General features: G+C 71.7%; 12 protein-coding genes and 1 tRNA gene. 8 read left to right on the top strand and 5 right to left on the bottom strand.

The features are described 5' to 3' along the window. The first annotated feature begins 69 nt into the window (after positions 1-69). On the top strand, positions 70-597 hold the full coding sequence (locus tag ASD62_RS10690; protein WP_157581434.1) for a hypothetical protein: 528 nt from the start codon (positions 70-72) through the stop codon (positions 595-597). Beyond that, on the top strand, positions 590-1,321 hold the full coding sequence (locus ASD62_RS10685) for a uridine kinase (protein ID WP_235530680.1): 732 nt from the start codon (positions 590-592) through the stop codon (positions 1,319-1,321). Before ASD62_RS10690 ends, ASD62_RS10685 begins: the two co-directional genes overlap by 8 nt. Here the strand turns inward: ASD62_RS10685 and ASD62_RS10680 are convergent. From ASD62_RS10680 to ASD62_RS10670, 3 genes are read right to left on the bottom strand one after another with little or no spacing between them, the layout of a single operon-like run. Beyond that, entirely contained in the window at positions 1,307-2,182 is an 876-nt protein-coding gene (locus tag ASD62_RS10680; RefSeq protein ID WP_056915943.1) for a DUF3626 domain-containing protein, read from the bottom strand. The two genes, ASD62_RS10685 and ASD62_RS10680, sit on opposite strands and share 15 nt — an antisense overlap. After that, complete coding sequence (locus tag ASD62_RS20100; RefSeq protein WP_157581433.1) at positions 2,183-2,686, bottom strand: hypothetical protein; 504 nt, start codon at positions 2,684-2,686, stop codon at positions 2,183-2,185. Between the two features lie 9 nt (positions 2,687-2,695). Further along, positions 2,696-3,430, bottom strand: a complete 735-nt coding sequence (locus ASD62_RS10670) for a hypothetical protein (RefSeq protein ID WP_157581432.1) — start codon at positions 3,428-3,430, stop codon at positions 2,696-2,698. Between the two features lie 156 nt (positions 3,431-3,586). Here ASD62_RS10670 and ASD62_RS10665 point away from each other — a divergent pair, with 156 nt between their 5' ends. The 3 genes from ASD62_RS10665 to ASD62_RS10655 are packed head-to-tail and all read left to right on the top strand — an operon-like array spanning position 3,587 to position 6,269. Continuing rightward, positions 3,587-4,981 (top strand): NAD-dependent succinate-semialdehyde dehydrogenase, encoded by a 1,395-nt coding sequence (locus tag ASD62_RS10665; protein WP_056915940.1) that lies wholly within the window; start codon positions 3,587-3,589, stop codon positions 4,979-4,981. A 1-nt stretch (position 4,982) separates the two neighbouring features. Then, complete coding sequence (locus tag ASD62_RS10660; RefSeq protein WP_056915939.1) at positions 4,983-5,498, top strand: putative immunity protein; 516 nt, start codon at positions 4,983-4,985, stop codon at positions 5,496-5,498. A 24-nt stretch (positions 5,499-5,522) separates the two neighbouring features. Further along, on the top strand, positions 5,523-6,269 hold the full coding sequence (locus ASD62_RS10655; protein WP_056915938.1) for an MOSC N-terminal beta barrel domain-containing protein: 747 nt from the start codon (positions 5,523-5,525) through the stop codon (positions 6,267-6,269). 201 nt (positions 6,270-6,470) lie between these two features. Here the strand turns inward: ASD62_RS10655 and ASD62_RS10650 are convergent. Continuing rightward, positions 6,471-6,544: transfer RNA gene (locus ASD62_RS10650), tRNA-Gly, on the bottom strand. A 94-nt stretch (positions 6,545-6,638) separates the two neighbouring features. On the opposite strand from ASD62_RS10650, the gene ASD62_RS10645 reads away from it, so the two are divergent. From ASD62_RS10645 to ASD62_RS10635, 3 genes are all read left to right on the top strand, one after another. Then, positions 6,639-7,886, top strand: coding sequence for a low temperature requirement protein A (locus ASD62_RS10645; RefSeq protein WP_056915937.1), 1,248 nt, complete (start codon positions 6,639-6,641; stop codon positions 7,884-7,886). 97 nt (positions 7,887-7,983) lie between these two features. Then, positions 7,984-8,559, top strand: coding sequence for a dCTP deaminase (dcd, locus tag ASD62_RS10640; RefSeq protein ID WP_056915936.1), 576 nt, complete (start codon positions 7,984-7,986; stop codon positions 8,557-8,559). A 158-nt stretch (positions 8,560-8,717) separates the two neighbouring features. Further along, positions 8,718-9,386, top strand: coding sequence for a S9 family peptidase (locus ASD62_RS10635; protein WP_056915935.1), 669 nt, complete (start codon positions 8,718-8,720; stop codon positions 9,384-9,386). Here the strand turns inward: ASD62_RS10635 and ASD62_RS10630 are convergent. Continuing rightward, positions 9,383-10,840, bottom strand: a complete 1,458-nt coding sequence (locus ASD62_RS10630) for an aromatic amino acid ammonia-lyase (protein ID WP_056915934.1) — start codon at positions 10,838-10,840, stop codon at positions 9,383-9,385. The two genes, ASD62_RS10635 and ASD62_RS10630, sit on opposite strands and share 4 nt — an antisense overlap. Positions 10,841-10,907 lie beyond the last annotated feature (67 nt).

Here is a 10,907-nt window from a genome sequence, read left to right as displayed (position 1 = left end):
AATGATTGCAACCCCCTGTGGCGAACCCCACCAGAACGGACGATCCGCCGGACGCGGCATACTCGCGGTGTGACTGACCAGAGCCCGACCGAAAGCCGCAGCAGCGCCGCCGATGCTGTCGTGACCAGCGCGCGGGCCGACCTCGAGGCCGGACGGGAGTGGAAGGCCCGGGACGTGCTCGTCGGTCACGTGGCTGGCACCTACGACCCTGAGGCCCTCGCCCTGCTCGGTGACGTCCACGCAGCGATGCGGGACCTGCCGTCGGCCGGCGCCGCCTGGTTCGGCACCAACCGTCGTGGTGCCGATGTCGACGCCGCCGTGGACGCCTGGCGCGACCGGCACGCCGACAACTTCGTGCAGATGTGGCACAGCCTGCCGCAGTCCGTCCGCGACCACGAGGGCAACAAGCGGGTCGACGCGCTGCGCCGCCGCGTCGAGAAGGACCAGCCTGCCGCCGGTCTCGATGCCGCCGAGGGGGACAGCGAGGGCGGCGTCGACACCGCCGTGATCATCGCCGTCGCCGTGGGCATCCTGTTCGTCATCTGCGCGGTGATCGGGTTCGTGACGCTGCTGAGCTGGCTCGTCCCCGGTGTCTGAGCCGGTCCGCCCCGGCCCGCCCGGTTCGCTCGGCTCGCCCGGTTCGGTGGGCGCGCAGGAGTATGCCGCCCGCGCCGCCCTCGTCGCGAAGGTGGCCTCCCTCGTGCCCCAGCCCGTGGGCGACGACTGCGTCAGGGTGGGCGTGGACGGGGTCGATGGAGCGGGGAAGACGGTCTTCGCCGCCGAGCTGGCCGGTGCCCTGCGCGACCTCGGTCGGCCTGTGGTTGAGCTGTCCGTCGACGGCTGGCACCGGGTGCGGGCGGAGCGTTACCGCCGTGGCAGGACGTCACCCGAGGGGTTCTGGCTCGACTCGTTCGACTATCACCGGCTGCTCGCCGAGGCACTGGTCCCGTTGGGCCGCAACGGTTCTCGTCAGTATCGACCAGCCGGGCACGACGTCGTGACCGACGAGGTCCTGCAGGGTCCGCTCCACGTGGCGCCGGCTGGTGCCGTCGCCGTGGTCGACGGGCTGTTCCTGCACCGGGACGAGCTCGAGGGCGCCTTCGACTTCACGATCTTCGTCGAGGTGCCGTTCGAGGTGTCGGCGGCGCGGATGGCGGTGCGCGACGGGTCGCCCCCCGACCCGGCGCACCCGGAGCTGCGCCGCTACGTCGAGGCCCAGCGCACCTACTTCGCGCAGCGTTCTCCGTGGGAACGCGCTGACCTCGTGGTCGACAACAGCGACCTCGAGCACCCGGTGCTCGTCGAGTCAGCCCTCGACTGAGGGCCCTGCGTCGGCGGAGTCAGGGGCGCCGAACCGAGCGAGGTGGTGCCACACCTGCTTGAGCGCCTGCCGGTCGTGCCGTTCGGTCGCCGCCGCGTGACCGATGACGTCGGGGGTGAGCCACCCTTCGATGGCGACCCGCTCGGCGAGCGCGACGACGTGCTCGCCGCGGTACTCCGGATGGGCGCGGACGACATCGAGCCCCAGCCGGAAACCGTCGTGCCACTCGACCGTGAGCGGAAGGTCCCTCGCCGCCGACTCGACCGCGGTCCCCCGGAACGATGGGTCGAGCACCAGTGCGTCGACGTCCCGGGCCAGGTCCACGACGCCGTGCACGTGCGCCTCGACGTAGCTGTCGAGGTCGTCGGTCCTCCCGCTCGCGAGGTCGGCGTCCGCACGAGTCGACAGGTCGAAGTGGTCGGCGGTCGCGAAGAGGTCGGGCTCGAAGACGGAGTCCGGGTAGCAGAACGTGGTCCGGGCCAACGTTTCCCGGGTCAGGCGCAGGTGGGCCGACCCGAACCGGGGAGCTCCACCGACCGCCCGCCGACGATGGTTGAGCGCGCCATACCTGGGCCGCTCGCGGTCCGGCGCCTCGGCGTACGCGCCGCCGAAGATGCTCTGCTCCCAGCGCCAGCGGGCGCCTCCCGGGTGGGCGGTGAGGCCGCCGTTGCCCGTGCCCGTCTCGAACTGGGAGCGGTAGGTGCCGGCAGCGGCCATCGCCCGCAGGATCGGCGTGCCGCGGAAGTCGCGGTCCGGGTGGAAGTTGAGGGTGACCCGGAGCTCGGTGTCGAGCGGCTCGCCCACCGCCGAACGCTCCACGTGGGCGACGGCAGCCGCTGCCCACCGCGACAGCCCGGTCATCTAGCTCGGGTCGGGCAGGCAGACGACGACCGGCGCGTAGGCGGGGTCGTACGCGATGTCGTGGGCGGGTTCGGCAATGGACCACTGGGAGGCTGCGCCGTCGACCGCCAGGACGGGGGAGGCGAAGTCCGCGGCGCGAGGATCCTGCGCTGTCGCCCAGATGCCGAGGGCTCCTTCGCCTGCTCCCGCAGGCCCGCCGAAGGCGCCCACCACGAGCCACATCCCGGAGTCCACGTCCCGCTGCGCGCCGGCCCGGGTCACGGTGTTGTTCTCGCCCTTGTCTCGGACGACAAGGTCGACAGCCTTCAGAGCAGCCTTCGACACGGTGACGCAGGGTTCCGCCGGTGCGGGTGGAGTGCTCGTGGTGGAGGCGGTGGGGCTGGCTACCGTGTGGCTCCCGGCGTTCGCGGATGCATCGAGGTCGATGACCTCCGCTCCGAACGCCGAGCACCCGCTCAGGACCAGAACTGCAGTCGCCCCCGCGACCCACCCCCATGTGCGCATCGCCGGAGACTACTTGCGGACCTGGCTGGCTGGGGGCGCCGCGATCTCGTAGACGTCCCACTTCGAGTAGTGGAAGACGCGGCTGGACGTGGACGCCTGGTAGCTCAGGGGTCGCCCATCGAGGTCGATCTTCCACGTGGCGGGGACGTAGCTGCGCTTGGACTCGGAGTTCTTGGGCCCCTGGCTCTCGGGATCGGTGGGCGCTGTGAGCGTCCAACCGCTGGCGGTGGCTGCCTTCACCTTCACGTCGCCGGCCGCATCGAGGGCGGCGAGCCGGTCGTTGCCGCGGCAGTCGCCGGGCTCGAGCTCGGCGATGAGGTTGAGGGCGTCGGCGATGGCCTTGGTGGGGACCTCCGCCTTGTGGGTGACCAGGTTGATCTCGACCCACGACTTCGACGCCCCTGGGCGGTCCTGCAGGTACGCCACGTCTCCGACGATCCGCATCTCCTTGATGCCCTTGACGGGGCTGAACACCACGAAGCCGACGCCGTCGCCGACGCTCGCGATGCAGTGGATCCTGCGGCCGCCACCGGTCGTCCGGATCTCGACCGTCGACCCTTGGGTTCGCTCCAGCAGCTGACCGGCGAACTCCTGTCCGGTGAGGGACTCACCGGCTCGGTAGAGGACAGAATCCGTGGTCGACGTGCTCGGGCTGACCGGCGTCGTCGTGGTCTTCGTGGACGCCGCAGCGGGCGAGGTGGTGGGCGCGACCGCGCCGCCGCCCGAGCAACCACCCACCGCCAAGGCGGTCCCCAGTACCCCCGCCCAAACCAGCCCAACCCGTCGCATAGCGCTCCCCTCGCGAAGTCGCCGCAATGTAGCACCGTGCCCCCGTCTCGCCGGGGTACCTGCCAGCGGATAGTTTCGACGGGAGAAGTCCCGAGCAAGGAGAGAAGTGCGATGAGCGACACCAAGACCTCCCCCACCTACGCGATCACCAACCCGGCCACGGGTGAGGTGGAGAAGACGTTCGACACGGCGACCGACGAGCAGGTCGAGGCTGCGCTCGCCGCCGCCCACGTGGCATACACGTCGTGGAAGGACGTGCCGATCGAGGAGCGGGCCAAGGTCGTCCACCGGATCGCGGAGCTGTTCGTCGAGCGCAAGGACGAGCTGGGCGCGATCGCGACCCGCGAGATGGGCAAGCCGCTGAGCGAGGCCGTCGGCGAGGCGGAGTTCTGCGGAGAGATCTTCGACTACTTCGCCAACGAGGGTCCGACCCTGGCGGCCGACCAGCCGATCAAGACGTTCTCCGGCGGCAAGGCGGTCGTGCAGAAGCTGCCGATCGGCGCACTCCTCGGGATCATGCCGTGGAACTATCCCTTCTACCAGATCGCCCGGTTCGCGGCCCCGAACCTGATGCTGGGCAACACGATCATCCTCAAGCACGCCGAGTCGGTGCCTGGTTCCGCGCTCGCCGTCGAGCAGATCATGAAGGACGCAGGACTGCCCGAGGGTGCCTACGTCAACGTGTTCGCGGACCACGGGCAGATCGAGACGATCATCGCCGACCCGCGGATCGCGGGCGTCTCGCTGACGGGATCGGAGCGTGCGGGCGCGGTCGTCGCCTCGATCGCGGGCAAGAACCTCAAGAAGTGCGTGCTCGAGCTCGGTGGCTCGGACCCGTACGTCATCCTCGACACCGACGACGCGGCTGCTGCGGCCGACACCGCGTGGGAGACCCGGATCAGCAACACCGGCCAGGCCTGCAACTCCAACAAGCGGATGATCGTCATGGACGACGTGTTCGACGACTTCGTGGCCCGGCTCACGGAGCACGCGATCGACCTCCGCCCCGGCGACCCGGCTGCCGAGGAGGAGGGGACGTTCGCGCCGCTCTCGTCGCGCAAGGCCGCCGAGACCCTCGCCGAGCAGGTCAAGGACGCGGTCGACAAGGGCGCCACCCTGCACGCCGGCGGCGTCCTGAGCGACGGTCCCGCGGCGTACTACTCGCCCGCCGTCCTCACCGGCATCACCAAGGAGATGCGCGCCTACCGCGAGGAGCTCTTCGGCCCGGTCGCGGTCGTCTACAAGGTGACCGGCGACGAGGAGGCCCTCGAGCTCGCCAACGACACGCAGTACGGCCTCGGCGGCGCGGTGTTCAGCAAGGACCCGGAGCGGGCCATGAAGATCGCCCAGCGGCTCGAGGTCGGCATGTCCAACGTCAACACCCCTGCCGGTGAGGGCGCCGAGGTGCCGTTCGGCGGGGTCAAGCGCAGCGGCTTCGGTCGCGAGCTCGGACCGCTCGGCATGGACGAGTTCGTCAACAAGCGGATGTTCTACGTCGCCGACTGACGTGATCCTCCCGTCGGTCAGGGATCCCCGCTTCGTCACCATCCGGCGAGGCGGCACCCTGACCGACCAGCACCACCACGTGCTGGCGCTGTGGGCGGCTGACTGCGCGGAGCACGTGCTCCCGCTGTTCGAGTCGCAGTGCCCGAACGACCCCAGACCGCGGGCGGCCATCGAGGCCGCCCGCGCCTGGGTGCACGGGGAGCTGCCGATGATGAGGACCCGCGCTGTGGGCGGCCACGCGATGGGAGCCGCCCGGCCCCTCGTCGGGGCACCACGCTTCGCCGCGTATGCCGCCGGGCAGGCGCCCGTCGTCGCCCACGTCGCCGAGCACGACCTCGGGGCAGCGGCCTACGCGATCAAGGCGGTCCGTGCCTCGGTCCCGTCGTCCGCGGGCGAGGCGGCCGGACGCGCCGAGTGCGCGTGGCAGCGCGAGCGGCTGCCGTCGGCGATCCGAGGGCTCGTCCTCGAGGACCAGGCTCGGCGCAACGAGATCTGCTGGAACGTGTTCGTCGACTGACCCCGGCCGTGCGAGGGTGCACAGATGCGAGTCCAACGGGTCGGTTTCGCCGCCATCAAGGGGACCCGTCACCTGACCCGGTCGTCGGTCCACCTGACGGCCGACGGTGCCGAGGGCGACCGCAGGTTCGCGATCGCCGACCCGGCCACCCACCACGTGCTGCGGACCGTGGCCCACCCGTCGCTCGCCCGGGTCGAGGCCCGGGTGGACGCAGATCTGCTGACCCTGCAGTTCCCTGACGGCACAGCGGTCTCGGGCTCGACGGATCGGACCGGGGCGCCCGTCACTGGTGACTACTGGGGTCGCCCTGTGCTGCTCCACCCCCTCGACGGGGCGCTGGACGCGTGCCTCTCCGCGGTGCTCGGGCGGCCCGCCACACTGTGTGCCTCCGATCCCGGTCAGGTCGTGTGGGGCGCACCCGTCTCCGTCGTCACGACCGGCGCCCTCCACCAGCTCGAGCACGCCCTTCGAGCAGCTGGCCAGGACGTCCCGACGGACCTGGCCGAACGCTTCCGCGCCACGATGACGGTCCAGGCGGCCTCGGATCCACTGCCGGGGAGTCGCCTGCAGGTCGGTGCGGCGGTGATCGAGATCGTCGGCGCGATCGACCGGTGCGCCGTCGTCGACGCGGACCCCTCGACGGGTTTGCGCGGGTCCGGCCTGCTGGCCGCGCTGGCCCGCCCCGACGGGCCGCCGCTGTTCGGCCTCGGTGCGCGGGTCGTCGAGCCCGGGACGGTCGTCCCGGGCGACCGGGTCGTCGTGATGCCCTGACGCGTGGAGGTGGATGGTCCGCAATGACGGAGGACCCCCGACGAAAAGCGTGTCCGGGTCCTTCGTCATGCGTGAGCCGGTGACGAGATCCGTCGGCAGAGCGGTCGCTCGTCCCTCGCTCCCTGCCTCCTCCCGATTCTCGGCATGCTTCGTTCAACGACAGAGGGACCCTGCGAAAAGCGTGCAGGGTCCCTCTGTCGTTGGAGCCGGTGACGAGAATCGAACTCGCGTGTCCAGCTTGGGAAGCTGGCGCTCTACCATTGAGCTACACCGGCGCACGCCGCCCCGAAAGGGCGACGCGGCAGGCAGTCTAACCGACGCCACGCGGCATACCGGACACCCCGTCGCCGGGGGTCGTACGCTCCACTCGTGAGCGCCCTCAACCTCATCCCGCTGGTCCGCCGCATGGGACCGCGGGACCCGCACGAGGCGCACCGCGTCGCCTCGCCGCTCGAGCTGTTCTTCGACCTCGTGTTCGTCGTCGCCATCGCGAGCGCCGCCGCCGAGCTGCACCACGGGCTGTCGGCGGCGCACTACGAGGCGATCCCGGGCTTCGTCCTCGTCTTCTTCGCGATCTGGTGGGCGTGGATGAACTACGCCTGGTTCGCCTCGGCCTACGACTGCGACGACGTGGTCTACCGCCTGCTCACCTTCGCGATCATGGCCGGCTCGCTGCTGCTGGCGGCGGGGGTGCCGGACCTGTTCGACGACGGGCAGTCGGTCGCCGTCGTGACCGGGTATGCCGTGATGCGCCTCGCGATGGTCGCGCTCTGGCTGCGCGTGGCCAGGGGCGACACCCCCCACCGAACCACCGCCATGACGTACGCCGTCGGTATCACCGTCGTCCAGGTCCTGTGGATCGCGCGGCTCGCCCTGCACGGCGACGGCGTGCTCTACCTGACGTTCGGTCTGCTCGTCCTCGCCGAGCTCACCGTCCCGGTGGTCGCCGAACAGCGAGGTGGGGCAACACCGTTCCACCCGCACCACATCGCCGAGCGGTACGGCCTGTTCACGATCATCGTCCTCGGCGAGGTCATCCTCGCCAGCGTCCAGGCGATCCAGGGCGTCCTCGCCAAGCCCGTCGTCGAGGGCAGCAACGCCGGCCACGCGGTCGGGCCGGCCGCGGAGGGTGGAGGGGGTCAGGGGCTGACCCCGGGGCTGGTGATGCTCGCGGTCGGAGGACTGCTCATCGTGTTCTCCCTGTGGTGGCTGTACTTCAAGCGCGAGCACGTCGACCTCATCGGCCAGGGCCGCACGATGACGTGGGTCTTCTCCTACGCCCACGTGTTCGTCTTCGCGGCAGTCGCGGCCGTGGGTGCGGGTCTGGCAGCGGCGGTCGACGTCGTGGAGCACGATGCCGTCGCGTCGTCGCGGGCGATCGCCTTCGCCCTCGCCGTGCCCATCGCCGTCTACGCCATGGTCCTCGCGGCCCTCCACGCCGGAGCCGACCACGACCCGCGCACCGCGGTGCCGGCCGTCGCGCTGTCGGTCGTCGTCCTCGGGGTCGCCGTCGTCGGGCCCGACATGCCGCTGGCCGTCCTCCTCATCGGCCTGGCCATGGCCGGTGCAGTCGCCCAGCACGTCGTCGTCGCCCAGCGCCGCCTCGCCGCGGCCTGACCACCCCGCCTCGCCGCGGCCTGACCACCCCGCAGCGCCGGGGTCACGGGCTGGCGAACCCGGCCACGCGCCATACCTCGGGCGTTAGTCTCTCCCCGTGCTGCTCAGCGACCGTGACATAAAGGCCGAGATCGACTCCGGACGGGTGGTCCTCGACCCCTGGGACCCCGAGATGGTCCAGCCGTCGAGCGTGGACGTGCGGCTCGACCGGTTCTTCCGGTTGTTCGACAACCACAAGTACCCCTACATCGACCCGGCGGAGGACCAGCCCGACCTGACCCGCCTCGTCGAGGTGGAGCAGGGCGAGCCGTTCGTGCTGCACCCGGGGGAGTTCGTCCTCGGCTCGATCTACGAGGCCGTCACCCTCCCCGACGACGTCGCCGCCCGCGTCGAGGGCAAGTCCAGCCTGGGTCGCCTCGGCCTGCTGACCCACGCGACGGCCGGGTTCGTCGACCCCGGGTTCACCGGCCACGTCACGCTGGAGCTGAGCAACGTCGCCACCCTGCCGATCAAGCTGTGGCCGGGGATGAAGATCGGCCAGCTCTGCTTCTTCCGCCTCTCCTCGCCGGTCGAGAACATGTACGGCAGCGCCAAGTACGGGTCGCACTACCAGGGCCAGCGCGGGCCGACGGCGAGCCGTTCGTTCCAGAGCTTCCGCACCACCGACGTCTGAGCGCAGGCGGGCGGCGCCCGGACGCGGGCGGGCTGTGTCCGAGCGCACGGCATAGTCGCGCGGGTCCGGGCGTTGAACCGCACGATGCCCTCGAGCCATCCGGGGGCGCCCCGGCGTCGAACACCAGACGTCGTCCCTGTTCGAGGAGAACCACGCCCATGCCCGCCGCACGCCTGCTCTGGCCCACCGAGGTCGAGAACCCCCGCGCGATCGTCCTGGTCCTGCACGGCGGCCGTTCCAAGGGTCGCGGCCCCGTGCGCCCGTGGCAGGGAGCGGTGCTGCGCATGCGACCCTTCGCGGCCGCCGTGGCGCGTGCCGGTGAGGGGGAGGTCGCCGTGGCCGAGCTCCGGTATGCCGTGCGTGGCTGGAACGGTGCCGAGGCCAGTCCCCTCGCGGACACCCGACTGGCGCTCGAGCAGATCGCCGCGAAGTACCCCGGTGTCCCGATCGGCCTGCTCGGCCACTCGATGGGCGGCCGGGTGGCGCTGCACCTCGCCGACGACGAGCGCATCCACGCCATCGTGGCCCTGGCGCCCTGGGTGGAGGGACCGGACCAGCCGCGCTGGCACCCCGACCTGCACCTGCTCGTCATGCACGGGTCGCTGGACCGGATGACCTCCGCGAAGGCCTCCCGCGCGATGGCGACGGCGATGGAACGGCTCGGTGCCGACGTCACCTACGAGCGCGTCGACAACGACACCCACGCGATGCTCCGCCGAGCGGGGCACTGGCACGAGCGGTCGGCCGACTACCTCGTGCAGCACCTGCTCGTGGAGCCCTACCGGGCCGACACCCGGGTCGGACAGGACGAGCACCGGTCCCGCTAGCGCTCCTGTGGGGTGTTGACGGCATACCCCTCGACGATGCGTTCGGCGACGACGAGCTCGGGGGACAGGTCCCGGTCCTCGAAGCCCGAGGGGAGCTGCGCACACTTCGCGAGCGCGGCGGCGAGCTCACCGACCGGGGCGACGCCGCGCATCCGGAGCGCCCGCACGGCACACACGAGCTCGACCGCGAGCATCCGGCGGTAGGCGGCGGTCGCCTCGCCGAGTCGCACCGCTGCCATGCCGGCGAAGGACGCGTCGTCCTCGATGCCCGCCGACACCCCGGCGGTCTGGACGCTGGAGGGAGTGGAGGCGTGCCCACGGATCGTCGAGAGTGCCGACGCGGCAACGTATTCCGCGATCAGCACACCCGACGAGCCGGCCGTGGCGTCCGACAGGAACAGCGGCAGGCCGCTCGCCGAGTCGGTGAGCACGTGGCTCACCCGTGACTGGACCGCCTGCGCCGAGCGCGTGAGCGCCAGCAGGGCGGAGTCCACAGCCAGGACGAGGTATGCCGCGTGGAAGCCACCGTGGTGGGTGACCCGCCCGCCGTCCTCGCTCACCGTGAAGAGCGGGTTCTCCGAGGCCGTGTTGGCCGCGGTCTCGACCACCGCCTTGAGGTCGGTGACCGTGTCGAGGACCGGGCCGTGGACCTGCGGCCACGTGCGCAGGCCGAAGAAGTCCTGCAGGTGCGCGGGTTCGCCCGGCTGGCCGTCGAGGAGCTCGCGCAGGACGCGGGCGACCTCGCGGGCGCCGTGGAACGGGGTCGCGTCGGCGGCGGTGGTGCTGACGGCCTCGGGGTTGCCGCGCAGGGCGACGAAGCTGAGGGCGCAGACGGTGTCGGCGGCCCGGGCCAGCGCGTGCAGCGACGCGGCATGGAGGCCGGTCTCTGCGATCGCGAACGCGTTCGAGGACATCAACGGCAGGGCGTCGGCCGAGCTGAGGGCGAGGTCGGCACGACGGTGCCCCCCGACCCGGTCGCGTTCGCCGATGAGCGCCAGGCCGACCTCGGCCAGCGACGTGAGGTCGCCGGTGCCCAGCGACCCGTACCGGTGGACGACGGGGAGGTCGGCGGACGGTGCACCGACGAGGGCGGCCAGCGCGCTCGCGAGCTCCGGGCTGGCGCCGCTCCCACCCGCCAGGAGCTGGTTGGCGCGCACCGCGAGGGCTGCCCGGACGACGTGGTCCGGGACGACCGCGCCCCAGCCGGCGGCGTGCGAGCGCAGCAGCCTCAAGCCGTGGTCCACGGCGGAGTCCGTGCTCTCCTCGCGGGCTGCGCCGACACCGGTGGTGCGGCCGTACACCGGGCGCTCGGCGCTGATGGTCGCGGCCAGCTCGTGCGAGGCGGCGGCCCGCGCCAGGGCCACCGGTTCGGCCGTGGTGAAGGTGCCCGCAGCCGCGAGGAGGAGGCCGTCGAGGTCGAGGCTGCTGCCGTCGAGCGCCAGGGTGTGGTCCACCGCGCCAGTATCGCGCGAGGGGCCGGCAGGTCTCGGTCCGGTCTCAGGAGGACTGCGCTGGTCAGTG

The organism is Phycicoccus sp. Root563 (assembly GCF_001427915.1).
In the GTDB taxonomy this organism is placed as follows: Bacteria; Actinomycetota; Actinomycetes; order Actinomycetales; family Dermatophilaceae; genus Pedococcus.
The sequence above is the reverse complement of the archived record's forward strand: the minus strand, read 5'-3'. Positions and strand labels throughout refer to the sequence as shown.

Bases quoted from the DNA above. Each gene is read 5' to 3' on its own strand.
- ASD62_RS10680 (WP_056915943.1), bottom strand. From the start codon at position 2,182: ATGACCGGGCTGTCGCGGTGGGCAGCGGCTGCCGTCGCCCACGTGGAG.
- ASD62_RS20100 (WP_157581433.1), bottom strand. From the start codon at position 2,686: ATGCGCACATGGGGGTGGGTCGCGGGGGCGACTGCAGTTCTGGTCCTG.
- ASD62_RS10665 (WP_056915940.1), top strand. From the start codon at position 3,587: ATGAGCGACACCAAGACCTCCCCCACCTACGCGATCACCAACCCGGCC.
- ASD62_RS10655 (WP_056915938.1), top strand. From the start codon at position 5,523: ATGCGAGTCCAACGGGTCGGTTTCGCCGCCATCAAGGGGACCCGTCAC.
- ASD62_RS10635 (WP_056915935.1), top strand. From the start codon at position 8,718: ATGCCCGCCGCACGCCTGCTCTGGCCCACCGAGGTCGAGAACCCCCGC.